The sequence below is a fragment of the Herbiconiux sp. L3-i23 genome (assembly GCF_023734115.1).
In the GTDB taxonomy this organism is placed as follows: domain Bacteria; phylum Actinomycetota; class Actinomycetes; order Actinomycetales; family Microbacteriaceae; genus Naasia.
This window is the reverse complement of sequence record NZ_AP025737.1, coordinates 784,785-808,398: the sequence shown is the minus strand read 5'-3', so window position 1 is coordinate 808,398 and position 23,614 is coordinate 784,785. Positions and strand designations below refer to the sequence as shown.

At 70.8% G+C, this 23,614-nt stretch carries 29 protein-coding genes and 1 tRNA gene; 15 read left to right on the top strand and 15 right to left on the bottom strand.

Annotation, left to right across the window (positions count from 1 at the left end; genetic code table 11):
* Window positions 1-47: 47 nt before the first annotated feature.
* Window positions 48-1,091, bottom strand: a complete 1,044-nt coding sequence (locus NGH83_RS03840) for a BMP family protein (RefSeq protein ID WP_251857748.1) — start codon at window positions 1,089-1,091, stop codon at window positions 48-50.
* Between the two features lie 82 nt (window positions 1,092-1,173).
* A complete protein-coding gene (locus tag NGH83_RS03835) occupies window positions 1,174-2,010 on the bottom strand; it encodes an alpha/beta fold hydrolase (protein WP_251857747.1) in 837 nt (278 codons plus the stop codon).
* A gap of 161 nt (window positions 2,011-2,171) precedes the next feature.
* Here NGH83_RS03835 and NGH83_RS03830 point away from each other — a divergent pair, with 161 nt between their 5' ends.
* From NGH83_RS03830 to NGH83_RS03810, 5 genes are read left to right on the top strand one after another with little or no spacing between them, the layout of a single operon-like run.
* Window positions 2,172-2,855 (top strand): GntR family transcriptional regulator, encoded by a 684-nt coding sequence (locus NGH83_RS03830; protein ID WP_251857746.1) that lies wholly within the window; start codon window positions 2,172-2,174, stop codon window positions 2,853-2,855.
* Window positions 2,852-3,430, top strand: coding sequence for an amino acid synthesis family protein (locus tag NGH83_RS03825; protein WP_251857745.1), 579 nt, complete (start codon window positions 2,852-2,854; stop codon window positions 3,428-3,430). Before NGH83_RS03830 ends, NGH83_RS03825 begins: the two co-directional genes overlap by 4 nt.
* 2 nt (window positions 3,431-3,432) lie before the next feature.
* Window positions 3,433-3,984, top strand: a complete 552-nt coding sequence (locus NGH83_RS03820) for an amino acid synthesis family protein (protein ID WP_251857744.1) — start codon at window positions 3,433-3,435, stop codon at window positions 3,982-3,984.
* 24 nt (window positions 3,985-4,008) lie between these two features.
* Complete coding sequence (locus tag NGH83_RS03815; RefSeq protein ID WP_251857743.1) at window positions 4,009-4,926, top strand: polysaccharide deacetylase; 918 nt, start codon at window positions 4,009-4,011, stop codon at window positions 4,924-4,926.
* Between the two features lie 28 nt (window positions 4,927-4,954).
* A complete protein-coding gene (locus NGH83_RS03810; protein ID WP_251857742.1) occupies window positions 4,955-5,950 on the top strand; it encodes an asparaginase in 996 nt (331 codons plus the stop codon).
* A gap of 95 nt (window positions 5,951-6,045) precedes the next feature.
* On the opposite strand, the gene NGH83_RS03805 is transcribed toward NGH83_RS03810, so the two are convergent.
* Entirely contained in the window at window positions 6,046-6,834 is a 789-nt protein-coding gene (locus NGH83_RS03805) for a DUF2993 domain-containing protein (protein ID WP_251857741.1), read from the bottom strand.
* Window position 6,835: 1 nt separating this feature from the next.
* Window positions 6,836-8,512 carry an arginine--tRNA ligase gene (gene argS / locus NGH83_RS03800; RefSeq protein ID WP_251857740.1) on the bottom strand — a complete coding sequence of 559 codons (1,677 nt, stop codon included), beginning with the start codon at window positions 8,510-8,512 and terminating at the stop codon, window positions 6,836-6,838.
* Window positions 8,513-8,672: 160 nt separating this feature from the next.
* Between argS and NGH83_RS03795 the strand changes: the two genes are divergently transcribed.
* Window positions 8,673-9,311, top strand: a complete 639-nt coding sequence (locus NGH83_RS03795) for an iron ABC transporter ATP-binding protein (protein ID WP_251857739.1) — start codon at window positions 8,673-8,675, stop codon at window positions 9,309-9,311.
* Window positions 9,312-9,318: 7 nt separating this feature from the next.
* Here NGH83_RS03795 and NGH83_RS03790 read toward each other — a convergent pair whose 3' ends face one another.
* Window positions 9,319-10,119, bottom strand: a complete 801-nt coding sequence (locus NGH83_RS03790) for a transglutaminase family protein (RefSeq protein ID WP_251857738.1) — start codon at window positions 10,117-10,119, stop codon at window positions 9,319-9,321.
* 67 nt (window positions 10,120-10,186) lie between these two features.
* Here NGH83_RS03790 and NGH83_RS03785 point away from each other — a divergent pair, with 67 nt between their 5' ends.
* A complete protein-coding gene (locus NGH83_RS03785) occupies window positions 10,187-10,834 on the top strand; it encodes an NADPH-dependent F420 reductase (RefSeq protein WP_251857737.1) in 648 nt (215 codons plus the stop codon).
* Between the two features lie 16 nt (window positions 10,835-10,850).
* On the opposite strand, the gene NGH83_RS03780 is transcribed toward NGH83_RS03785, so the two are convergent.
* Window positions 10,851-11,531 carry a pyridoxal 5'-phosphate synthase gene (locus NGH83_RS03780; RefSeq protein ID WP_251857736.1) on the bottom strand — a complete coding sequence of 227 codons (681 nt, stop codon included), beginning with the start codon at window positions 11,529-11,531 and terminating at the stop codon, window positions 10,851-10,853.
* A gap of 92 nt (window positions 11,532-11,623) precedes the next feature.
* On the opposite strand from NGH83_RS03780, the gene NGH83_RS03775 reads away from it, so the two are divergent.
* The 3 genes from NGH83_RS03775 to NGH83_RS03765 all read left to right on the top strand — a co-directional run bounded on the left by NGH83_RS03775 (window position 11,624) and on the right by NGH83_RS03765 (window position 13,197).
* A tRNA-Arg gene (locus NGH83_RS03775) sits at window positions 11,624-11,698 on the top strand.
* Between the two features lie 72 nt (window positions 11,699-11,770).
* Window positions 11,771-12,346, top strand: coding sequence for a hypothetical protein (locus NGH83_RS03770; RefSeq protein WP_251857735.1), 576 nt, complete (start codon window positions 11,771-11,773; stop codon window positions 12,344-12,346).
* Between the two features lie 113 nt (window positions 12,347-12,459).
* A complete protein-coding gene (locus NGH83_RS03765; RefSeq protein WP_251857734.1) occupies window positions 12,460-13,197 on the top strand; it encodes a YcnI family protein in 738 nt (245 codons plus the stop codon).
* An 82-nt stretch (window positions 13,198-13,279) separates the two neighbouring features.
* On the opposite strand, the gene NGH83_RS03760 is transcribed toward NGH83_RS03765, so the two are convergent.
* Window positions 13,280-14,215, bottom strand: coding sequence for an oxygenase MpaB family protein (locus NGH83_RS03760; RefSeq protein ID WP_251857733.1), 936 nt, complete (start codon window positions 14,213-14,215; stop codon window positions 13,280-13,282).
* 3 nt (window positions 14,216-14,218) lie between these two features.
* A complete protein-coding gene (locus NGH83_RS03755; RefSeq protein ID WP_251857732.1) occupies window positions 14,219-14,896 on the bottom strand; it encodes a hypothetical protein in 678 nt (225 codons plus the stop codon).
* Window positions 14,897-15,028: 132 nt separating this feature from the next.
* Here NGH83_RS03755 and NGH83_RS03750 point away from each other — a divergent pair, with 132 nt between their 5' ends.
* Window positions 15,029-16,261 (top strand): acyltransferase, encoded by a 1,233-nt coding sequence (locus tag NGH83_RS03750; protein WP_251857731.1) that lies wholly within the window; start codon window positions 15,029-15,031, stop codon window positions 16,259-16,261.
* Here NGH83_RS03750 and NGH83_RS03745 read toward each other — a convergent pair.
* Entirely contained in the window at window positions 16,248-16,925 is a 678-nt protein-coding gene (locus NGH83_RS03745; protein WP_251857730.1) for a DedA family protein, read from the bottom strand. The two genes, NGH83_RS03750 and NGH83_RS03745, sit on opposite strands and share 14 nt — an antisense overlap.
* Window positions 16,926-17,055: 130 nt before the next feature.
* Here NGH83_RS03745 and NGH83_RS03740 point away from each other — a divergent pair, with 130 nt between their 5' ends.
* Window positions 17,056-18,030 (top strand): TIGR03557 family F420-dependent LLM class oxidoreductase, encoded by a 975-nt coding sequence (locus tag NGH83_RS03740; protein ID WP_251857729.1) that lies wholly within the window; start codon window positions 17,056-17,058, stop codon window positions 18,028-18,030.
* Window positions 18,031-18,100: 70 nt separating this feature from the next.
* Here the strand turns inward: NGH83_RS03740 and NGH83_RS03735 are convergent, their stop codons facing one another.
* Window positions 18,101-18,352, bottom strand: coding sequence for a DUF3072 domain-containing protein (locus NGH83_RS03735; RefSeq protein WP_371872744.1), 252 nt, complete (start codon window positions 18,350-18,352; stop codon window positions 18,101-18,103).
* Between the two features lie 74 nt (window positions 18,353-18,426).
* Here NGH83_RS03735 and NGH83_RS03730 point away from each other — a divergent pair, with 74 nt between their 5' ends.
* The 3 genes from NGH83_RS03730 to NGH83_RS03720 all read left to right on the top strand — a co-directional run bounded on the left by NGH83_RS03730 (window position 18,427) and on the right by NGH83_RS03720 (window position 20,791).
* Window positions 18,427-18,957, top strand: coding sequence for a metallophosphoesterase (locus NGH83_RS03730; RefSeq protein ID WP_251857728.1), 531 nt, complete (start codon window positions 18,427-18,429; stop codon window positions 18,955-18,957).
* A 10-nt stretch (window positions 18,958-18,967) separates the two neighbouring features.
* On the top strand, window positions 18,968-19,249 hold the full coding sequence (locus NGH83_RS03725) for a hypothetical protein (RefSeq protein WP_251857727.1): 282 nt from the start codon (window positions 18,968-18,970) through the stop codon (window positions 19,247-19,249).
* 228 nt (window positions 19,250-19,477) lie between these two features.
* The gene (locus NGH83_RS03720; protein ID WP_251857726.1) at window positions 19,478-20,791 is read left to right on the top strand and encodes an HNH endonuclease signature motif containing protein; all 1,314 of its coding nucleotides are present in this window, start codon (window positions 19,478-19,480) and stop codon (window positions 20,789-20,791) included.
* 765 nt (window positions 20,792-21,556) lie between these two features.
* Here the strand turns inward: NGH83_RS03720 and NGH83_RS03715 are convergent.
* The 5 genes from NGH83_RS03715 to NGH83_RS03700 form a co-directional block, all read right to left on the bottom strand.
* Window positions 21,557-22,399 (bottom strand): DUF3097 domain-containing protein, encoded by an 843-nt coding sequence (locus NGH83_RS03715; protein WP_251857725.1) that lies wholly within the window; start codon window positions 22,397-22,399, stop codon window positions 21,557-21,559.
* A gap of 65 nt (window positions 22,400-22,464) precedes the next feature.
* Window positions 22,465-22,602, bottom strand: coding sequence for a hypothetical protein (locus NGH83_RS03710; RefSeq protein WP_251857724.1), 138 nt, complete (start codon window positions 22,600-22,602; stop codon window positions 22,465-22,467).
* A complete protein-coding gene (locus NGH83_RS15255) occupies window positions 22,602-22,733 on the bottom strand; it encodes a hypothetical protein (RefSeq protein ID WP_256470119.1) in 132 nt (43 codons plus the stop codon). The genes NGH83_RS03710 and NGH83_RS15255 overlap by 1 nt, the downstream gene beginning before the upstream one ends.
* Window positions 22,734-22,742: 9 nt before the next feature.
* Entirely contained in the window at window positions 22,743-23,219 is a 477-nt protein-coding gene (gene yidC, locus NGH83_RS03705; protein ID WP_251857723.1) for a membrane protein insertase YidC, read from the bottom strand.
* 83 nt (window positions 23,220-23,302) lie between these two features.
* Window positions 23,303-23,590, bottom strand: coding sequence for a DUF6412 domain-containing protein (locus NGH83_RS03700; RefSeq protein ID WP_251857722.1), 288 nt, complete (start codon window positions 23,588-23,590; stop codon window positions 23,303-23,305).
* Window positions 23,591-23,614: the final 24 nt, after the last annotated feature.

The window sequence follows — 23,614 nt, the reverse complement described above, 5'->3', positions numbered from 1 at the left end:
CCTCCTGGCGGATCGAACGAGGCGGGGGTCACGCGGGTGCTATCCGATCACAGAGCCGAGTCGACGGTGATGTCGCCGTCGATGACCTGCTGGCGGAGCGCGTCGATCTGGTCCTGGAACTCGGCCGGGACGAGGTCGTCGTTGAAGGCGATGCCGACACCGTCGTTGCTGATGTTGCCGACCGTCGTGGTGCCGAGCTCGAGCTCGCCGTCGAGGAACTGCTGGATGCCCGTGTATACGGTGTTGCCGACCGACTTGATGGCGCTCGCCGGGGTCGAGTCGGGGTGGATGCCGTTCTGGTCGGAGTCGGTGCCGATCGCGTAGCGGCCGCTGTCCTCACCGGCCTGCAGCACACCGAGGCCCGCGGCGCCCGCGACCTGGTAGACCACGTCGGCACCGTCGTTGAAGATGGCGGTCGTGATGTCGTAGGCGCCCTGCGCGCTCTCGAAGTCGCCGACGAAGCGCAGGTCGACGGTGATGTCGGGCGAGATCGCCTTCGCGCCCTGCTCGTACCCGACCGCGAAGTCGCGGATGACGGGGATGTCCATGCCGCCGACCAGGCCGATCTTGTTCGCACCCGTGGAGCGGGGGAACGAGTCCGGGTTGGTGCTGATGATCGCCGCGAGCGCGCCGACGAGGAAGGCGCCCTCGTTCTGCGCGTACGAGATGCCGGTGACGTTGTCGCCGACCGACTCGGAGTCGAAGATCAGGTACTGCTGGTCGGGGAACTGGGCTGCGACGCGCTCGAGCGTCGAGGCCATCACCGTTCCGCCGGTGACGATGAGGTCGTTCTCGCCCGAAGCCGAGGCCTCGGTGAGGTTGCGCTCCCAGGCCGGAGCGTCGTCGGCGCCCGCCTCGATGACGCTGACGGTGACGCCGAGGTCGGCGGCGGCACGCTCGAGGCCTTCGTTGGCGGAGTCCATGAAGCTCTGGTCGCCGAGCTGACCGCTGAGGGGCGCCGAGATGGTGACCTCGTCGCCTCCGGAACCGCCGTCGGCGCCGGGGTCGTCGCTCCCCCCGGCGCAGCCGGCGAGCAGAAGCGATGCGGTCACCACGAGGGCGGTGCCGCCGAACCAGGAGGACTTTCTCATTGTGCGTCTCTTCTCTAGAAGGTGGTGCTGTGGAGGGTGATGGTGCGGGTGGAGCTGTCCTGATCGGAAATAGATCAGGAGGTCACGGACGAGGCGGCGCTGCGATCTCGTCGAGGAAGCCGTTCACCAGGGCGGCGACGGCGGGGGCGTCTTCGATGTGCATGTAGTGCTTGAGTCGGGGAAGGATGTGCAGCCGGGAGTCGGCGATGCGCGCGGCGAGCTTCTCGGACATCGCGGGCGTCGATCCCGCGTCGTTCTCGCCGGTGACGATGAGCGCAGGGACGGCGACCTCGGGAGCCCGGTCGAGCTGATCGGTTTCGACGAGCACCTCGTACGCGGCGGCGTAGGGGGCGTGTCGGACGGAGCCGACGATCGCGAGTTCGGCCTCGACGAGGTCGGGGCGGGCGGCCCGGAACTCCTCGCTGAACCAGCGTTCGCCGCTCGAAGGCGCCAGCTCCGCCGGCGGGGTGCTGCGGATCAGGTCGAGTCGTGACAGTGCCCGTTCGCGTTCGGCGTCGGTGCGACCGGCGATCGAGCTGAGCAGCACGAGGCTCCGCACCCGCTCTGGTTCAGCGAGAGCGAAGGCGAGGGCGATGACCGCGCCGATCGAGAAGCCGACGAGGTCGGCGTCGGCGATGCCCCGTTCATCGAGCAGGCGGTCGAGGTCGGCGACGAAATCGTCGACGACGTAGGGGCCGTCGGGCGCGTCGGACGCTCCGTGGCCGCGATAGTCGGGCAGCAGGTAGTGACGCGCCGGGTCGAGCAGCGGCGCGAGTTCGGCCCAGGTCGACGCCGAGCTGCCGACGCCGTGCAGCAGCACGACGGAAGGCCCGGCGGGGTCGCCGAACTCGAAGAAGGCGATCCGAGGGGCGGAATCGGTGAGCGTTCGTTCTGCGACGAACCGGGGGGCCTGTTGCATGGTAGCGACGAGTATTCACACCTCGCCACCGGCATGTCAACCGCCGCGCCACCGCCGACAAAGACTGAAACAAACGCGAAATATTCAGCACCACAGATCGTTACTTGCATGGCAGCGCCGCACGTTGACACCATTGCGCGCACCGCTCTATCGTCACTGGCATGCAAGACGAGACGGCGTCCGAGACGCAGAGCATGCAGCTCATGGTCGCCGACCGTCTGCGCGCCAAGATCATCGCCGGCGACCTCGAGACCGGAGTCGGGCTCTCCGAGATCGCCCTGGCCGCGGAGTACGGGGTCAGCCGCACTCCGGTGCGCGAAGCGCTCAAGCAGCTGCAGACGGAGGGACTCGTCGAGATCCGTCCGCGGGTCGGAACGTTCGTCTCCACCCCGACCCGGTCGGACATGGTCGAGCTGTTCCAGATGAAGGAGATCCTCGAGGGGGCAGCGGCCCGCCTCTTCGCTGCCCGTGGAGAGATCCCCGAGCTCGTCGCGCTGCGCGCGAACGTCGCCCGTTCCGACGAGGCCGTCGCCCGCGACGACGTCGACGGCTACACCGAGCTCGTCGGCGAGTTCCACGACCTCATCGTGCGGGGGTCGGGCAACCGCAAGCTGCGCACCCACTACACGATGCTGATGAACCAGCTCGCCTACCCGCGGCTGGTGGCCACCTCGCTCTCCCGCCCCGGTCGCCTGGTCGAGAGCGACGCCGAGCACGGCCGCGTCCTCGCGATCATCACCGCGAAAGACGAATCCACCGCCGAGCGGCTCATGCGCGAGCACGTGCGGGCGAGTCAGGACGCGCTCCTCGGCGCGATGGTCTTCCCCGGCGAGACGAAGCAGTGAGCCCGGTCCGCCGCTTCAGCGTGCAGCGCGACGAGGTCTTCGACGACCACGGATCACGCGACGGTGCTCCCCTGGTGCGCGTCGCGGTCGCCGCGGTCGTCGCGAACCCGTGGGTCGGACGCCGCGTCGACGACCTCTCCCCCGAGGTGCGCCGCCTCTGCCCGCCGCTGGCCCAGGCGATCATGCGTCGCGGACTCGACGCACTCGGCGCCCCGGTGGAGGCGTTCGGCAAGGCCGTGGTCGTCGGGCTCGACGGCGAGGCCGAGCACGGCGACGCCCTCGTGCACAACCCGTTCTTCTCCGACGTCGTGCGGCTCGGCGCCGGAGGCACCGCGGTCATCGCGTCGACCGAGGCACGCGGGCCCGCCGGGACCTCCGTCGCGGTGCCGCTCTGCCACATCACCGCGGCGGGCACGCGGTCGCACTATCAGGCCATGACCACGCGGGTCGCCGATGCTCCCGCCCCCGACGAGGTGCTCGTCGTCGTCGCACTCTCCGCGGGCGGCCGCATCGGCGCCCGCATCGGCGACCGACGCACCGACCCGCCCTTCGACCCGACGCCCTGGAGGCCGTGAGCATGGAAGTCCGATCGATCACCACGATCCTCGAGGAGACCCTGCTCGACGGCGGCCGGCCGGTCGACCCCGTCACGCGGGTCGCGATCGTCGTCGCCGTCATCCGCAACCCGTGGTTCGGCGCCGGCTTCGTCGACGACCTCGCGCCCGGCATCGCCGAGAACGCTTCCGACCTCGGCGCCCTGCTCGCCCCCCGTGTAGTCGACGCGCTCGGCGCCCCGGTCGAGGCCTACGGCAAGGCCGCCATCGTCGGTCTCGGCGGGGAGGTCGAGCACGGCTCGGCGCTCATCCACACCCTCACCTTCGGCGACCACCTGCGCGGCCGCATCGGCGCGACCACTCTGCTGCCGGCGGTCGAGAAGCGGGCGCCCGCCGCGGCCACGTTCGACATCCCGATGAAGCACATCACCGACGCCACCACCCGCTCGCACCACCAGAGCGTCGAGGTGCGCCTCGCCGATGCGCCCGCCGAGGACGAGATCCTCGTCGCCTTCGCCGTCGCCTCGTCGGGACGCCCCCAGGCGCGGCTCGCCCCCTTCTCCCCCGCATCCTGAAAACCACTCCGGAAGGAACCGCTCATGGCAAAGGAAATCAAGGTCAGTTTCGGCGTCGACGTCGATGCGGTCGCCGGATGGCTCGGCTCGTACGGCGGCGAGGACAGCCTGCAGGACATCCAGCGCGGCCTCTGGGCCGGCGAGGTGGGCATCCCGCGCCTGGTGAAGATGTTCGCCAAGTACGACGCGAAGGCCACCTTCTTCACTCCCGGCCACTCGATCGAGACCTTCCCCGAGGCGATGCAGCTCGTCGTCGAGGGCGGCCACGAGATCGGCGCGCACGGATACTCGCACGAGAACCCGCGCGACATGTCGCCGCAGCAGGAACGCGACGTGCTCGGCCGCTCGCTCGAGCTCATCGAGCAGCTGTCCGGCCAGAAGCCCACCGGCTACATCGCGCCGTGGGGCGAGATGACCACCATCACCGCCGACCTGCTCCTCGAGAACGGCTTCCAGTACGACCGCACCCAGGTGCTGCACGACTTCCAGCCGTTCTACGCGCGCACGGGCGACAGCTGGACGAAGATCGACTACAGCAAGAGCGCCGACGAGTGGATGAAGCCCGTCGTCCGCGGTACCGAGATCCCGCTCGTCAGCCTCGCTTTCAACTGGTACCTCGACGACCTGCCCCCGATGATGTTCGTGAAGAGCTCGCCGAACAGCTACGGCTTCGCCAACCCGCGCGACATCGAGCAGCTGTGGCGCGACCAGTTCGACTGGGTCTACCGCGAGTACGACTACGCGTCGTTCCCGATCTGCATCCACCCCGACGTGTCGGGTCGGCCGCAGGTGCTGCTGATGCTCGAGCGGCTCACCGAGTACATGCTCGGCCACGAGGGTGTCACCATCGAGACATGCGATGCGATCGTGCAGGACTTCAAGCGCCGTTACCCCTTCGAGGAGGCCCCGAAGTACCCGTTCGACCGCGAGTTCCGCTCCTGAGCGGCAGTCGTTGATGAGCAGAGGGTTCGTGAGCGGCTCGCTCCCCCGCGTCGCGATCCTCGCGCTCGGGGGCACCATCGGCGCGCCGGTGGACGCGACGGGGTCGAACTCGGCGCTCGCGATCGATGCGGCGGGCCTCGTCGCGTCGATCCCGCTCCTCGGGAGCATCGCCCGGGTCGAGCCGTCGACCTTCCGCACGCTGATGTCGGCCGACATCTCGTGGCGGGACATCGTGCAACTCGCTGAGCACATCGCCGCGCTCGCCGACGACGGGGTGGACGGTGTCGTCGTGACGCAGGGCACCGACACCCTCGAGGAGTCGGCGTACCTGCTCGACCTGCTGCTGCCGGCGACCATTCCCGTGGTGGTGACGGGCGCGATGCGCAACCCCGGCAAGCCGGGAGCGGACGGGCCCGCGAACCTGGTCGACGCGGTGCGGGTCGCCGCCCGACCCGAGAGCGCCGCGCACGGGGTGCTCGTGGTGCTCGCCTGCGAGATCCACCGCGCGCCCGCCGTGCGGAAGACCCGCACCTCCGGGCCGAGCGCGTTCGGTTCGCCGGACGCCGGACCGATCGGGTGGATCGTCGAGGACCGCGTGCGGTTCTCCGTCGGCCCCGCAGCACGACGGGCTCCCCTGGTGCCAGCCGTCTCCGATGCACCGAGAGTCGCCCTGCACCGCCTCGCGCTCGGCGACGACACCGCGGTGCTCGACGCCATCCCGGGGCTCGGCTACGACGGGCTCGTCGTCGAAGTGTTCGGCGCCGGCCACGTCGGCACCCGCGCGCTCGACGCGCTCAGCCGCGCATCGGAAACCATGCCGGTCGTCTTCGCGTCGCGCACCGGAGCCGGCGACCTGTACCGCGCCACCGGCGGCTATCCGGGATCCGAGACCGACCTCCTGCGTCGCGGCCTCATCCCGGCGGGCGCCCTGGACGGCCTGAAGGCCCGCCTGCTCCTGATGACCGTCCTGGCCACGGGCGTCACGGACCGCGACTCGATCGACTCGGCCTTCACAACCCCCTGACCCCCTGCGAGCGCGGTGTGTTGCTGCGAGCGCGCATGTATAAACAACCGCGCTCGCGACAACACACCGCGCTCGCAGGGGTGAGGGGTGAGGGGTCAGCAGGTGCCGGTCTCGCGCAGGGCCGACTCGGTGAGCGGCAGGTTCTCGGCGGTCAGGGAGACGGTCGCGCGACCATCCGCGATGGCCACGTCGCCGAGTGCGATCGCCGACGGCAGGTACTGGGCGACGCAGATGGCGAGTCCTTCGGGGGCGAGGACGGGGAAGAGCGCGTCGAGGTCGAGGTCGACGCCTCCGGCGGACACCGAGGCGTCGTCGGGGGTGAAGACGATCCGGCCGCCGTCGATCGACGGCGTCGCCGTGAAGCCGACGGTGAGGGTCTGACCGAACACGAGCGTGTCGGCCGCGTAACTCAGGCGACCTCCGTCGAAGGTCACCGCGCCGTCGATGCCCTGGCTTGCGAGCAGCGAGGCCACAGCGTCCTGGTCGAGCGAGAACGCCCCCTCCGCGTGCTCCACCGGCTGCGAGGTATCGACGGGCACGCCGTTGAGGGTGATGTCCGCCTCGACCGGCACGCCGGCGACGGTGACGCCCTCGGAGACGAGTCGGACGTCGTCGAAGCGGCCGGTGAGGTACTGCGCCACGACCGAGAAGCCGCCGATCGAGACGTCGACATCGCCCTCGACCTGGTCGGGCAGCCGGGATTCGATCTCGGATGCCACCCGGTCTTCCGCGTAGGCGCGGATCGCGAGGTCGCCGACGACGAGGAGTCCCGCGACGACGATGATGCTCATGACGAGCACGATCACGCGGAAGCGCCGCCTGCTCGTCGGGTGGGCGTCCCGGTAACGGACCGCTCTCGGGCGGTCGGCGCGGTCGTCGCTCATCTCACATCCGTTCCGGCGCCGCGACGCCGAGTAGCCCGAGACCCGATCGCAGAACCTGCGCGACGGCGTCGTTCAGCCACAGCCGAGTGGTGTGCACCGGCTCGATGGGGGCGTCGCCCTGCGGGATGACCCGGCAGTTGTCGTACCAGCGGTGGTACGACCCGGCGAGCTCTTCGAGATAGCGGGCGACGCGGTGCGGCTCGCGCAGTTCCGCCGCCTGGGCGAGGATGCGCGGGAACTCCTGGAGCACACCGAGGAGGATCGACTCGGTCTCGTGCTCGAGCAGTTCGGGCGAGAAGGCCGGCTCGCCGTCGATCTCGCGACGCACACCCGACGCCTCGGCGTTGCGGGCGACCGCGCGGGTGCGCGCGTGGGCGTACTGCACGTAGTAGACGGGGTTGTCGTTGCTGCGCTTGGTCAGCAGGTCGAGGTCGATGTCGAGCGCGGAGTCGGTCGACGAGCGCACCAGCGAGTAGCGCGCGGCGTCGACGCCGACGGCGTCGACGAGGTCCTCCATGGTGACCACGGTGCCGGCGCGCTTGCTCATCCGGACGGGGACGCCGTCCTTCACCAGGTTGACGAGCTGGCCGATGAGGATCTCGAGGTTCACCCACGGAGTGTCGCCGAATGCGGCGACCGCGGCCATCAGACGGCCGATGTAGCCGTGGTGGTCGGCGCCCAGCATGATCAGGTTGCGTTCGAAGCCGCGCTCGCGCTTGTTCAAGTAGTAAGCGAGGTCGCCCGCGATGTAGGCGGGCTCGCCGTCGCTCTTGATGACGACGCGGTCGCGGTCGTCGCCGAACTCGGTGGTGCGCAGCCACACCGCGCCGTCGGCGTCGAAGATGTGGCCGAGTTCGCGCAGCCGCGTCACCGCCTTCTCGACGGCTCCGGTGTCGTGCAGGTCGTTCTCGTGGAAGTAAACGTCGAAGTCGACGCCGAACTCGTGCAGCTGGGCCTTGATGTCGCCGAACATCAGCTCGACGCCGACCGCGCGGAACACCTCCTGCGCCTCGGCCCGCGGGAGCGACGCGAGGTCGCCCGGGTAGTCGGCGACGACGCGCGCGGTGATGTCGGCGATGTACCCGCCCGCGTAGCCGTCCTCCGGGGTGTCCTCGCCGAGGAAGCTCGCGAGCAGGCTGCGGCTGAAGCGGTCGATCTGCGCGCCGTGGTCGTTGAAGTAGTACTCGCGGGTGACGAGCGCGCCCTGCGCGGCGAGGATGCGGGCGAGCGAGTCGCCGACCGCCGCCCAGCGCGTTCCGCCGAGATGGATGGGTCCTGTCGGGTTCGCCGAGACGAACTCGAGGTTCATGGTGACGCCGGAGAGCGCGGCACCGGTGCCATAACGTCCACCCGCGTCGACGATCTCCCTCGCGAGCGCGCCGGCCGCGGCGGCGTCGAGGGTGACGTTGATGAAGCCGGGCCCGGCGATATCGACCGACTTGACGCCGTCGACGGCGGCGATGCCCTCGGCGAGTTCACCGGCGAGCTCACGCGGGCTCGTTCCGAGGCGCTTGCCGAAGCGCATGGCGACGTTGCTCGCCCAGTCGCCGTGCTCGCGGTTGCGCGGGCGCTCGAGCGGCACGTCGGCGGCCGAGGGGGTGACGTCGTCGATCCCTCGTCGCTGCGCCGCCGCGGTCACGAGGCGGGCGAGGATGTCGGCGAGGTCGGCGGGAGTCACGGCTGACCAGCCTACCTTCGCCGGGCCTCCGTCGCGTTGACGGCCTCGGAGCGTGGTAGGCCCGCGCGGGCTCCCGCGATTGCTACCCTTCCGAGGTGGTCGTATCCGATCGCCGCGGGGTGGACGCGGGGACGACCCGCTTCGGGTGGAGGGGTTCAACATGTCGCTGTCGGGAAAGTCGCCGTCGAGGTCGCTGTCGGGGATCGGACGCACGGCCGCAGTGATCGCGCTGACCGCCCTCGGTGTCGCCCTTGCCGGATGTACCTCGAACCCCGTCGCCGCCCCACCGGTCGAGTCGACGGCGCCCGGAACCGATGTCGAACCCACTCCCGAGACGACCGAGACCACCGCGCCGGAGCCGACCGGCATCCCCGTCGGTCTCACCTGCGACGAGCTCATGACGCCCGAGCAGATCTACGCGTTCAACCCGAACTTCGGTGCCGACCCCGGGTACGCGGTGGCATCCGGCTCCGTGGCGGCCGAGATCGTCGACGCCCAGGGCGTCAGCTGCGGCTTCCTCAACCAGACGAGCAACGACACCATCGAGGTCGCCGTCGCCCACCTCGACGCGGCGGCGATCGAGGCGCGCAAGAACGAGCTGGTCTCGAGCAGCAACATGGTGCCGACCTACTCGTCGTTCTCCGACGAGGGCTACTTCATCCAGAAGGACGGCAGCGGGATGGCCGACGTCTTCGTCGGCGAGTACTGGATCCATGCGGACGCCGCGTCGGTGCTGTTCTTCGAGCCGGGCGACGCCGAGCAGTTCCTCTCCTCCGTCGCCTCGAACATCCCCGCCTGAGGTCCGCTCAGCCGAGCGTCACGAGGTCGCGGACGTCGTCGGTCGGCAGCTCGTCGACCGTCGCCGTCACCTCCATGCGCGTGACGCTGACGAGACCCCAGTGGTTGCTGAGGAACGCCGTGTCGGCGGCGTCGCGGCCGGTCGCGATGCGCACGAGCGATTGCCGCGGGGCCAGAGTCGTCGCGTCGACGACGTGCCACTGGTCGTCGACGTACGCCTCGGCGACCGCGTGGAAGTCCATCGGGTCGAGTCCCGGCGCGTAGGCCGACACGAGCCGGGCGGGAACGTCGAGCGCGCGGAGCAGCGCGATGCAGAGGTGCGCGTAGTCGCGGCAGACCCCGCGACGGTCGAGCAGGGTGTCCCGCGCGCCGTCGGTCGGCTCGCTCGATCCCGGCACGTAGCGCAGCTGCGATCCGACCCACGAGCTCACGCCGGCGAGCAGGTCGCGGCCGGAGAGTCCGGCGAACTCGGCCTGCGCGGTCGGGAGGAGCAGGTCGGACTCGGCGTAGCGGCTGGGGCGCAGGTAGGTGATCAGATCGAGCGGGTCGACGGCGACCGGCGCCGACCGCCCGGTGATCTCGGCTCGGTAGTCGACGACCAGCTCACCCGGCTCGGAGACGAACCGGTGCAGGCGTCCGCCGTGCAGGTCGCCGAGCTCGATCGGGTCGATGGCGACGCCGTCCTTCACGAAGGCGAGCGACTCCTCGAGGGTCGCCCCCTCCCCCGGCAGCGCGGCGGCGATGGCGAACACCATGTCGGCACGGGAATCGACACTGAACGTCAGGTGGGCGGACACCGTGCGCTTCATCGGCCCATGATCGCACGGGAATATGCCGACGGGACGGCGAGTTCGCGGCAGTATGACACTCGAGAACGTGAAGACCATCGCCACCATCGGTTCCGGCCTCATCGGCTCCCAGCTCGCACGGCTTGCGGTCGCCTCCGGCTACGACGTGGTGGTGAGCAACTCGCGCGGCCCCGAGACGCTGGACGACCTCGTCGCCGAACTCGGCGGCCGAGCCCGCGCGGCCACCGCGGAGGAGGCGGCAGCCGCCGGCGATCTCGTCATCGTCACGATCCCGCTCCGCGCCTACCGGGACGTCCCCGTCGAGCCGCTCGCCGGCAAGATCGTGATCGACACGAACAACTACTACCCGCAGCGGGACGGCAGCATCGCCGAGCTCGACGACGAGTCGACCACCACCGCGGAGCTGCTGCAGGCCCACCTTCCCGAGTCGAAGGTGGTGAAGGCGTTCAACCACATCGGCTTCGGCGACCTGACGACCGACGGTTCGCCCGCCGGCACGCCGGGACGCCGGGCGCTCGTCATCGCTGGTGACGATGCCGACGCGAAGGCGACGGTGACCGCGCTCATCGACGGGTTCGGCTTCGACGTCGTCGACGCCGGACCGCTCGCCGAGGGATGGCGCATCCAGCGCGACACGCCAGGATACGGGCGCCGCGACGACGCCGAGACGCTCCGCACCCACCTGGCCGAGGCGCGCCGCTACCGCGACATGTGATCGGCGGCACGACGGCTCACGGCCAGAGGCGCTGCCTCGACCACGAGCCGTCGTCCCCGGTGTAGCGCAGCCGCTGCTGGCCCTTGCCGGGAGGGCCCTGCCAGAACTCGATCGAGCGCGCGACGAGCAGGTAGACGGTCCAGCTCGGCGGGACGAACAGCGGGTTGACCGCGATGAGCTCGCGGGCGCCGGCGATCGATCCGTCGACCTCGGCGCGGGCGGGCAGCGGCGCGCTCTGCCGTCCCGCGATGATCCCGGCCCGCGCGGTGGCGGGTCGCGCGAGGAAGTCGGCGTCGCTGACCTCCCGCGGCGCTGCGTCGACACGCCCGATGACCCGCACCTGCCGATGCTGCTCCCGCCAGTGCAGCACCACGGCGGCGCGCGGATCGGCCGCGATGTCCTCGCCCTTCGGGCTGTCGGCGGAGCTCGCGAAACGCAGCGCTCCGTCGGCGACGTCCTGCAGCAGCACGGTCCGCGCCGCGGGGGCACCCGTGGTCGAGGTCGTCGCGAGCGTCATGGCGTGCGGGGCGGCCACGCCGCCGTCGATCGCGGCGACGAGCCACTGCTCCAGCAACTCGAACGGCTCCGCCGGTGCGTCGTCGGGGTCGAACGCCGGAGCCGCGGAGTCGGGCATCCGCAACGCCGCGATGCGGTCGCGCAGGGTCGGTTCGGACGACGGGCCGGATGATGCGGGCATCCGTCGAGGGTACGGAACCGAATCTGCACACCGCCCGAACGGGTGCGCGGCGGAATCGGCACGTCCGCCCTGCTAATCTGGTGCGGTCCCTGGCCCCCATAGCTCAGGGGATAGAGCACTGCCCTCCGGAGGCAGGGGCGTAGGTTCGAATCCTACTGGGGGCACCACAGTCCGCCCGGGTCGGCGTCACCCGCCTCGCGCTCGAAGGACTGACCGATCCGAGTCGAGGTCACCGGCCCATGTCAGCTCGCACCGCCCGCTCGGGTCGCGCGCTGACCGCCGCGTCGGTGTCGACGCTCGTCGCCGCCTTCTCCCACACGGCAGGCGGCGGTTCGGCGCCGAGCCCCGTCACTCTCGGGGTCGCTCTCGCCTTCGCCATGCTGGTGTCCGTCGCACTGTCGTCGCGGCGCCTCTCGCTCTGGCGTCTGACGCTCACCGTGGCGCTCAGCCAGGCCGGATTCCACTCGGTCTTCCAACTGCTCGGCTCTCGCACGCCGCAGCTCGGCCACACGCACGACGCCGCCGTCGCCACCGCCTTCGCCTCGCCCGCTGCGATGGCGCACCCCGTCGCGGCGATGTGGTGGGCGCACGCGGCCGCGGCCCTCATCACGCTCGTGGCGCTCGTCGCGGGCGAACGGATCCTCGCAGGACTGGTCGCCCTCGCCCGGTTGGTGGCACGCCGGCTCGTCACCGACGTCGCCGCGATCGACGTCGACGCCCGTCGTCCCCCGCCCGCGCACCGGCGAATCGGGAGCCCGGTGCTCCCCGACCGCATCAGCGTGCTGCGCCACCGCGGTCCCCCGCTCCCCCTCTGATCCCGCATTCGACGCCCCGGACCGTCCGGATGCGTCGGCTCCGCGCCTGCGCGGAGCACACTCCCGATCTCAGGCCGCGCAATCCGGCCATCAGAGGAAGACGAACAACACCCATGACTCACCGCACCGCTTCCCGCACCACCTCCCGCACGTCGGTTCGGACCGCCGCCATCGGCGTCCTCGCGGCTCTCGCGCTGGCGATCGCCGCCCCGCTCGCCGCGAACGCCCACGTCACCGTGTCGCCGAGCGAGGCGGCTGCCGGCTCCTACGCCCTGCTCACCTTCCGTGTCCCGAACGAGAGCGACACCGCCGGCACGGTGTCGGTGGCCGTCGACCTGCCGACGGACACGCCCTTCGCGAGCGTCTCGGTCGAGCCCGTCCCCGGCTGGAGCGCCGTCGTCGAGCGGTCGACGCTCGACGAGCCGGTCGACCAGAACGGGACCGAGGTCACCGAGGCCGCGACCCGGGTGGTCTGGACGGCGGACGCCGGTGTGCAGGTCGCTCCCGGCCAGTTCCAGCGCTTCGCGCTGAGCGTCGGCCCCGTCCCCGAGGCCGAGACGATCGTGCTGCCCGCGACCCAGACCTACTCCGACGGCGAGGTCGTCGAGTGGAACGCCACCGATGAGGGCGCCGACTACCCGGCCCCGGTGATCGCGGTGACCGCGGCGTCGGCGGACGACTCGCACAGCCACGGCGGGCACGACGAGGCGGAGTCCGCCTCCGCCGACGACGCCGCCGCGTCGAGCGATGACGGCCTGGCTCGCGGCCTCGCGATCACCGGCCTCGTGCTCGGCGCGATCGGCGCCGTGCTCGGCGCCTACGCCGCGTTCGGGCGTCGCCGCTCCGCGTAGCCGCGCGGCATGAGCCACCTGCGCGGGCCCGTCGACCTTCCTGGTCGGCGGGCCCGTCCGCGTTCTCAGCGGCCGCGAGCAGTCAAGAGGCGCCGAGACGCTCGAGCCGCCGCCTCGCCGCCTTCTCCGCCCCCGTCGTGCGACCGAGGAGTTCGCCGCTCGCGTGCAGCACGAGCGCGGTCGGAGCATGCACGGGACCTCGCGGCCTCCGCAGCCCGAGGAGCTGCCGGTACTCGGGCTCCAGTGAGGCGACGGCTCCGCGGAAGAGCGCCGGGTAGCTGGCACGCAGCGACCGCGGCAACGGAGGATGGCGCAGGAACCGGACCACGTCGTCGACGCGTTCATCGTGCCGGAGGACGCCGGCGTCGAGGTATTCGCGGAGCGCGGCGCGCAGCTCCTGGTGGCTGCGCGGCGGGTCTTCGACGCCCATCAGCTCACCGGCGAGCGCCCATTCGCGCACGTACGCGTCGGGGCCGCCCGGGATCTCGCGCCGACCCCAGGCGAGGTGCGCGCCGAGGAAGGCGTCCGTGAAGGCGAGGTGCACGAAGCGCAGCAGGTCGGGGTCGGCCGCCGAATACGGAACCGGTGTTCCGTCGGAGGAGAGGTAGGTGCCGCGCACCCGCTCGTGGATGTGCTGCACCCAGCGGGTGGCGCCGCGCGCGTCGGCCTCGGAGCCGTAGGTGACGGTGAAGATCCAGCGGATGGTGCCCGCGAGGCGACCGAACGGGTCCTCCCGGTACCGCGAATGGTCGTGGACTCCGGCGAGCGCCCCGGGATGCAGCGCCTGCGTCAAGAGGGCCCTGACTCCGGCGACCAGGGTCGGCAGGTCGCCGTGCACGGCCCATGCCGCGGAGTCGGGTCCGAAGAAGCCCGGGTCGTCGCCGTCGGCGAGGGTCTCGACCCACGCGGGCACCCCGTCGGGCTGCCCCGTGAGGGTGCGCACCAGGCTCATGCGCACGGGCTCGACGAGACGCCCGAACGCGGAGCCCGGTCGGTCTTCGTCCGTCTCGGCCGTCATCGATCAGACGTCGAAGCCGCCACCGAAGTCGCCGCCTCCGAAATCACCGCCACCGAAGTCGCCGCCGCCCCAGCCGCCGTCGCCGCCCCAGCCACCGTCGCCGCCGCCGGCGTCCGCGCCGCCCGCGTCGGCGCCCGCGTCACCCTCGGCGCCGGCGTCTCCGCCGTCCGCTCCCGCGTCGCCCTCGGCACCGGCATCCGCGTAGCCCGGGTCGGGCAGGAACGCGCTGACGAGGGCCGATCCGATGACGTAGCCGGCCACCGTTCCGAGGAGGCTGCTGCCGAGCATCGATCCGAAGCTCGGCCCGCCGCGCGCCGCGCCGCCGGCGTTGCCGCCGAACGCACGCTCCATGGTGCCCGGCTGGCGCATCTCGGCGCGGGTCGCCGCACGAGCCAGGGAGTTCGCATCGTCACCGGCGGGCTGCTCGGATCCCTGCTTCAGCTCCTCGTACACCTGGCGGCGCTGCTCGGGCGAGAGCTTGGCGAACGCCTCGGCATGCACCTGCTCTATGGTCTCGGGCGGAGCCGTGCGCAGCAGGTAGCGGTACCGCTCGATGGCGATCTCGTCCTCGCTGCGCTCATCGCGACGCGCTGGAGCGGGCTGCGGGTCGTATCGGTTGTCGTAGTTCCGGTCGTTCGAGGACGAATCCTCACGGCCGAGCAGTCGGTCGAGGAAACCCATGGTCACTTCACCCTTTGTCGTAGACGAACAGGAGCTCACCGTAGCGATGCGTGCTGGGGCGGCACTGAGCGCTCGGTAAGGCCTCACTGTGATGCCAGTGCACGCACAGGACCGTTTCGTACCGTGGAGCGAGTGAGTGCGCAACCCCTTCGACTCGGAACGCCCGCCGCCGAGGCCCCCACCCGGGGCGCGGAGCGCACCGGGCGACGCCTCTCGGCGCTCGACGGCCTCCGCGGGGTGGCCGCCCTGGTCGTGCTGCTCCACCACACCCTCGCCGTCGCGGAACCGCACCTGCGCGCATCCGACGAAGGTACCCGCGCGGCGCTCTGGGGATGGCTGAGCGCGTCGCCGCTCAAGCTCTTCACCGCGGGCGGCGAAGCCGTCGTGCTGTTCTTCGTGCTGAGCGGCCTCGTCGTCGCCCTGCCCGCGCTGCGCGGCGGGTTCAGCTGGGCGGGCTTCCTCGCCTCGCGGTTCGTGCGGATCATGGTTCCGGTCTGGGGCTCCCTCGTCGTCGCCTGCGCACTGGTCGTCGCGATCCCGCGCGATCCCGGCGCGTTCCCCGGAGGGTGGCTGGTCGACAACAACGCGGCGACCCTCGTCGGGTCGGAGCTCGTGGCCGAAGCGACCCTCGGCAAGTACAGCTACGAGATCAACAACGTGCTGTGGTCGCTGCGCTGGGAGATGCTGTTCGCCCTGCTGCTCCCCCTCTTCGTGCTCGGCGCTCGCGCAACGCGACGGGGATGGCTGCCGGCCGGACTTCTCGCGCTGGCGGCGAGCGTCGTGGGTTTCACGGTCGGCGACGGGACGCTGTCCTACCTGCCCGCGTTCTTCATCGGCACGCTGATCGCCGTCCGTCTCGACGACCTGCAGGACTGGGGGCGCCGGGTGTCGGGAACCCGCGCTTTCCGCATCGGCTGGCCGATCGCCCTCGCCGCGTCGCTCCTCGGTTTCATCGCCACCTGGCTCGTCCGGCCGATGCTCGGCGCGGGCGGCATCGCCGAGACCCTTCGCGCCGCGTCGGTCATCTCATCGGCGGTCCTCATCGTGCTCGCCATCGTCGCCGCGCCTGTCGTCCGCGTACTCTCGGGCCGCCTGTGCGCCTGGCTCGGCAAGATCTCGTTCAGCCTCTACCTCGTGCACGTGCCCGTGCTCGTCGCGATCGCCTACCTCCTCGGCGACGAGGACTGGTGGATCGCGGTGCTGCTCGCACCGCCGGCGGGGATCGGTGCCGGCTACCTCTTCTGGCGCTTCGTCGAGCGCCCGAGCCACTCGTTGGCGCGGCGGCTCGGCCGGCTCGTCGGCGGCGCCGTGCGCGAACGCCGCTCGTCACCCGAGCCTCCGGTCAACGCCGTCAGCTCGCGCTAGAGGCCTGACGGCCGCGGCGGATGCGTCGCACCACGAGCCAGACGAGGACGCCCGCGATGGCGGCGTAGACGAGCACATCCAGCACCCACGAGTACTGGTCGATGAGCTCGTACTGGGTGCCGAGCGCTGCGCCGAGGCCGACGAGCAGACCGTTCCAGAGGGCGCTTCCCGCGATGGTGAAGGCGCTGAAGACGAGGAAGCTCATCTTCGCCGCGCCCGCCGGGAGCGAGATGAGGCTCCGGACCCCTGGCAGGAGCCGGCCGAAGAAGACCGCCGACTTGCCGTGACGGTGGAACCAGCCCGACGCCTTCTCGAAGTCCTCGCGATCGACGAGGGGCAGCTTCGCGAGCCACCGGATGCTCCGCTCCTCGCCGACCTTGTAGCCGAGCCAGTAGAGGATCACCGCGCCGAGGTAGGCGCCCAGCGTCGCGCTGATCATGACGAAGACGATGTTCATGTCGCCGCGCTGCGAGAGGAACCCCGCGAGCGGCAGGACGACCTCGCTCGGGATCGGCGGGAAGATCGTCTCGACCAGGGTCAGGATGCCGACCCCGACTTCGCCGAGAGCGGCGATCACGTTGGCGGCGACCCCGACGAGGCCTCCGAGCTCGGTGGCCGAGTCGGATCCGGCGCGGACGAGTGTGGCGGTGGAGGTCCAGGTCACCCGCCCAGATTACGGAGAGGTGTCTGAGAGTCCCCTCGTCTCTTGCCGAACTCCAAGTCTGGCGACCGTAGCGTCGAGGCGAGCGCCGACAGCACGGTCTGCGCCGCGGATGAAAGGGACGAAGAAGAGCATGACGCGTTTCGGCTACACGTTGATGACCGAGCAGAGCGGACCGAAGGAGCTCGTCTCGTACGCCGTCGACGCCGAGCGGATCGGCTTCGACTTCGCGGTCTCGAGCGACCACTACTCCCCCTGGCTCGTCTCGCAGGGGCACGCACCGTACGCGTGGACGCTCCTTGGCGCGGTCGCGCAGGCGACGACCACGATGGACCTCGCGACCTATGTGACCTCGCCGATCCAGCGCTACCACCCCGCCGTCGTCGCGCAGAAGGCGGCGACGCTGTCGCTGCTCTCGGACGGACGGTTCCTGCTCGGGCTCGGCTCCGGCGAGAACCTCAACGAGCACGTCACCGGCGAGGGCTGGCCGCCGATCGATCAGCGCCAGGACATGCTCGAGGAGGCGGCGACGATCATCCGCGAGCTGCTCACCGGCGAGCTGGTGACCTGGGAGGGCTCGTACTTCCGCGTCGACTCGGCGCGCATCTGGGACACCCCGACCGAGCCGCTGCCGATCGGCATCGCGGTGTCGGGCGACAAGTCGCTCGAACGGTTCGCGCCGCTCGCCGACCACCTGATCACCACCGAACCCGACGCCGAGATCATCTCGAAGTGGGACGACCTGAAGGGGTCGACATCGTCACGGAAGATCGGACAGATCCCGATCAGCTGGGGACCCGACCGCGACGAGGCCATCGAGCGCGCCCACGACCAGTTCCGCTGGTTCGGCGGCGGCTGGGCGGTCAACTCCGACCTGCCGACGCCCGCCGGTTTCGCCGGCGCCAGCCAGTTCGTGCGCAAGGAGGATGTGGCGGAGAGCATCCCGTGCGGCCCCGACCTCGACGCGATCGTCGAGTCGGTGAAGAGCTTCTGGGAGGCGGGCTTCACCGACATCGCACTCGTGCAGGTCGGCGACGCGCTGCAGCAGCAGTTCCTCGATGAGGCCGCCGCGCCGCTGCTCGACCTGCTCCGCGACGCGGCGAAGTAACGCATCCGTCGCGACGCAGACAGACGATGCCCGCGGCTCACGCCGCGGGCATCGCGCCGTCGAGCGGGCCTCAGGCCGACTCGGTGCGCCCGGTCTTCTCCTGGAGGCGCTCGATGTGCTCGGAGGCCTCGGCCTTGGTGATGTCGGCGGGGATCTCTTCGCCCGCTTCACGCGCGAGGGTGTCGAGGTAGCTCTTCTGCGCGCCCGTGATGGGTTCGTCGCCGGTCACCCAGTCGGACGGGTCCTTCGAGGCGGTCGAGGAGTCGTCGCCGCGGGCTCCGAGCATCTCGGGTTCGTCGTGTGATTCGCTGCTGGTCGTCATGGCGCTGACGGTACGCCCACCGTCCGACAGCATCCTCCAAGGCTGCAGGAGCCCGGGCACCGCAGGATGGTGGGGTGACGACGCGCCTGCTGCTCCTCTCGGACACCCACCTGCCGAAGCGAGCGAAGGACCTGCCCGCCGAGGTGTGGGACGCCGTCGACCGCGCGGACGTCGTCGTGCATGCGGGCGACTGGGTCGACGAGGCGACCCTCGACCACCTGCACGCCCGCTCGACGCAGCTGCTGGCGTGCTACGGCAACAACGACGGCGACGACCTGCGCGCGCGGCTGCCCGAGGTGGCGCGCGCGAAAATCGACGGGGTCCGACTGGCGGTCGTGCACGAGACCGGCTCGGCGCAGGGTCGGGAGAAGCGCATCGACGAGGGCTTCCCCGACACCGACCTCGTGGTCTTCGGACACAGCCACATCCCGTGGGATTCGACCACTCCGCGCGGTGTCCGCCTCCTCAATCCGGGCTCCCCCACCGACCGTCGCCGACAGCCGTTCTGCACCTACATGTCGGTCGTACTCGACGACGGTCGCGTCGGCGAAGTGGAACTGCATCGGATCGTCCGCTCCGGCCCGGTGTCGGAGGTCAGCACGTAGTATCGACGGCGTGGAATGGATGATCTTCGGCGCCGCCGCCATCGCAGCCGTCGTCGCCATGACGATCGCCACCCGCAACAGCGGGCGTCCCACTCGCGGCTCAGGATCCATCGGCAGCGGTGTCCTCGGCGGCGTCGACGAGGTGTTCGCCCCCACGAAGCACGAGGCGCGTCTCGAGAACGACCGGCAGACCTCCATGCCCGCTCCCGCCCCGGCCCCCGGCGACGGCGACAGGGGCATCTTCGAGGGCCGCATCCGCATCCGCGTCGCCGACACAGACCACACCCGCTGACGCCGTCCGCTCGCTGAGGAGGCCCGCCAGGGCCGTCCCTAAGCGCGGAACTTCGCTTCGACGACAACCGCCCGCCCGTTGAGCGAAGCGATACGAAGGCCGACCATGGCGATGCTTTTCCCCTGCTCGCTGAGGAGGCCCGCCAGGGCCGTCGCGAAGCGCGGGACCCTCGGGATGCGCTCATGTTCAGGTCCCTCCAGTGTCGGTGGTTGCTGGTTGAGTCGGTGTATGGACGAAGAGCAGTCGCCGGCCGAAGCGCCGATGTCGGCTGCGCGGCTGCTGGTCGAGCGCATCGCCGAACGGCAGGCCATCGCCCGCGTCTATCAGGCGGAGCAGCTGGAATACATCGACGCGCTACGCCTCCAGTTCGGCCGGGACTTCGGCGCCGACTGGTACGACCCTGACTCGCTCGAGTGGCGTGAGCTCCGGGCGGAAGTCGCCGCGGTGCTGCAGGTGCACGAGCGCACCGCGCAGTCGATGCTCGATCTCGCCCGCTCCCTTGTGCAGGTCTTCCCGACCACGCTGAGTCGGATGCGGCAGGCGGAGTTCTCCGACCGGCACGCCCGGGTTCTCGTCGAACACTCTCACGGCCTCGCCGCTGAGCTGGTCGGCGAGTATGAGGCGCGTCTGCTCGAGTCTGTCGATCTGCCGGTGTCGCGGTTCGATCGGATGGCGCGGAAGATCCGCGCCGACTTGCAGCCCGAGGAGCTGATCGAGGAGCACCGCGAGGCACTCATGGAGCGGCGGACCGCGGTCGAACCGGCCGGGGCCGGGATGGCCTGGTACGGCGCGTACATGTCCGCCGAATACGTCATCGGTGCCGCCGCGTCGGTGACCGGGCTCGCGAAGGGCTTGATGGTCGAAGGGGAGACCCGCACCCTGCAGCAGATCGAAGCGGATGTGTTCCGTGACTTGCTCATCGACGCCGGCGGTGTCACCGCACCGGCGGTCGAGGGGGAGCCGGTGCAGTCCACCCCGGCGGCGCGGCGAGGCATCAACCCGCAGGTGTCGACCACCGTGCCGGTACTGACGGCGATGGGCCGGTCGGACGAGCCGGGCCAGCTTGAGGGCTACGGGCCGATCGACGCCGAGACCGCCCGCCGCGTCGCCGGGGAAGCGTCCGGGTGGATTCGGATCCTCACCGATCCGGAGGATGGGGCGATCACTTCGTTCGGGCGGACCACCTATAAGGTCCCGAAGCAGTTGCGGCGGTACCTGCAGGCGCGGGATGAGGTGTGCCGGTTCGTGGGCTGCACCCGGCCGGTCGAGCATTGCGATGTCGATCACACGAAGCCGTGGGCGGAGGACGGCGAGACGGTCGCCGCGAACCTCGCGCATCTGTGCAAGGGCCACCACATGGTGAAAGGCCGCAAACGGTGGCGGGTGAGCGCCTCACCGGGCGGCACCCTGACCTGGACCTCGCCGACGGGGCGCATGTACACGACGAAACCGGCCCGCACCTTCGCCCCACCCGGCCGCACTATCCCGGGCGCACCACCACTGGTGATGAAAGCCTGGCTCCCCGACGACGCCCCGTTCTGAACCCCGGTCGTCGAGTAGCGACGAAGGAGCGTATCGAGACGGGTCGAGTAAGCGAAGCGCACCGAGACCATGGCGCTGGTGCTCTCGATACGCTCGTTCCTCGCTACTCGAGCCTGGGCCCACCGCGCACGCTTGCGCGGGGGACTCGATCCGGGCCTGGCGGCCCTACTCGACGACCGGATGGTACTCGTGCCCTCCGTATCGCTGCGCTCAACGGGCGGGCCCCAACCCGGTCGTCGAGTAGCGACGAAGGAGCGTATCGAGACGGGTCGAGTAAGCGCAGCGCATCGAGACCATGGGCGCCGTGCTCTCGATGCGCTCGTTCCTCGCTTACTCGAGCCGCCTCGATACGGGCCTGGCGGCCCTACTCGACGACCGGGATGTCGGTACCGGCCTTCGTATCGCTTCGCCCAACAGGCGGGCTTCACCTCGGTCGTCGAGTAGCGACGAAGGAGCGTATCGAGACGGGTCGAGTAAGCGAAGCGCATCGAGACCGTGGCGTCAACGTCCGGAACTGCGCTCTCGATAGGGCGCTGGCGCGCCTACTCGACGACCGGGATGCGCCTGGCCCCTTCGTATCGCTTCGCTCAACGGGCGGGCTTTGACCCGGTCGTCGAGTAAGCGCAGCGCATCGAGACCACAGCGCAGTGCTCTCGATACGCACGTTCCTCGCTACTCGAGCCGTCTCGATACGGCGCTGGCGCGCCTACTCGACGACCGGGTGAGGCCTAAGCGCTTGGCGAGTGGACGCGAACGCCCTCGGCGTTACTCCGCGGTGACGAAGTCGATGAGTTGTTCCACCCGGCCGAGGAGGGCCGGTTCGAGGTCGGCGTAGGTGTCGACTCGGGAGAGGATGCGCTGCCAGGCACGGGCGATGTCGGCCTGCTCGGCGTGCGGCCAACGGAACGCCTCGCAGATGCCGTGCTTCCACTCGGTCCCCTTCGGGATCACCGGCCACGCCTTCAGCCCCAGCCGGGCCGGCTTCACGGACTGCCAGATGTCGATGTACGGATGCCCGACGACGAGCACATCCGCCCCCCACGGGCCCTTCGCGACCTTCTCGGCGATCCGGCTCTCCTTCGACCCCGGCACCAGGTGATCGACGAGCACACCCACCCGGCGGCCCGCACGCGGCTTGAACTGCGCGAGCAGCTCCTCCAGGTGGTCGACCCCTTCGAGGTATTCGACGACGACGCCGTCGACGCGCAGGTCGTGTCCCCACACCTTCTCGACGAGCTCGGCGTCGTGCCGCCCCTCGACGAAGATGCGGCTCGCGCGGGCGACCCGGGCCTTCGCATCGGTCACCGCGATCGACCCGGAGGCGCTCACCATCCGCCCGCCCTTCGGCTTCAGCGCGGCAGGAGCCTTGAGCACCACCGGCTTCCCCTCGAGCAGGAAGCCCGGGCCGAGGGGGAAGAGGCGCACCTTGCCGCGGCGGTCCTCGAGACGCACCATGCGTCCCTCGATCCCGACCACGGCGCCGCAGAACCCGTCGCCCGCCAGCTCGACGACGAGGTCGTTCGCGGCCTCGACGATCGCGGGCGGTGCCGCCTTCGGCTTACGCCAGTCGGTGGCGAGGACGTCATTGCCGTATCGGTCGAATTCCACCGATCGAGGCTAACTTCGCCGTGCTCGCACGTGGCACCGCCCCGGCGGTGTGTTGCCGCCTCGGATCACGCGAACCGTCGCGCGAGAACCGTCCGTTCGAGTGCTCCCCACACCGCCGACACCGCGATGTAGATCGCCGCGGCGAAGGGGACGAACGCGGCGGCGACGATCGACAGGTACGGCGTGAAGCGCAGAGCCGTCATCAGCCCCGCCGGCACTCCGGCACCCCGGGCACCGCGACCGCCGCGGGGGCGAGCGCCGCCTGTCGCCGCATCAGCGCCCGACTGAGTTCGGCGGAGAGAACGAGCAGCGCGAGGATCACGAGCCCCGCCACGACCGCCGATCACGGATCGGCCGCCACGAGGAGCGAGTGCGGGAGGGACATCCCGAGCGGCACGCCGGCGACGGAATGGGCGAGCAGGTCGTTCGCGTGCGCGCCGATGTCCGTCCGGGTGAACAACGCGTAGACGACGGCGACGACCGGGATCTGCGCGACGAGCGGGAGGCAGCCGGACAACGGCGATGCCCCCTCGCGCCGGTAGAGGTCCGCGAGCTCCTGCTGGAGCTTCTCGGGCTTCTTCGCGAAGCGGGCGCGGAGGTCGGCGATCTGGGGACCGATGCGGCGTGCTGCCGCCGCGGAGCGGGCGGAGGCGATGCCCGCGGGCAGCAGCGCGAGCCGCACCAGCATGGTGGTGACGGCGATCGCCGCGGCTGCCGATGACGTCCCGGCGAAGGGAGCGAGCAGATCGGCGAGCGCCGCGACCGCCGAGTAGGCGACGTCGAGCACCGCAGCGATGGGCGGGAAGGTGAACGGGTCCATGAGAGAAGTCCTTGGAAGTCGGAGAGAGGGAAGGGTCGTCGCGGCGACCGCGCAGCTCTCCTGACGTCACTTCGGACAGGGCCTCACACGGTCGCGGGCATGCTCCCCGGCGCTCGGGGCAGACGTCTGCCCGGCGCATCCGGCCGATGCTGCACCGCGGGTTCCTCGCTGTCGCCGCGCCCGGGCCGCCCGGCGCGGACGACCACCGGCGGCAGCGCGCGCTGCGCAGCGCGGGCGGCGGCGCGCAGAACGGCGACCGTCGCGATCCCGAGGCCCGCGAGCGCAGCGCCGACGACGATCAGCGCGAGCCCCGCACCGCCGTGCGCGGCGAGTTCCTCCGCGAGACGCAGGAGGGCGGGGATCGAAGTCACGAACAGCAGTGTCGCAGACTCGGA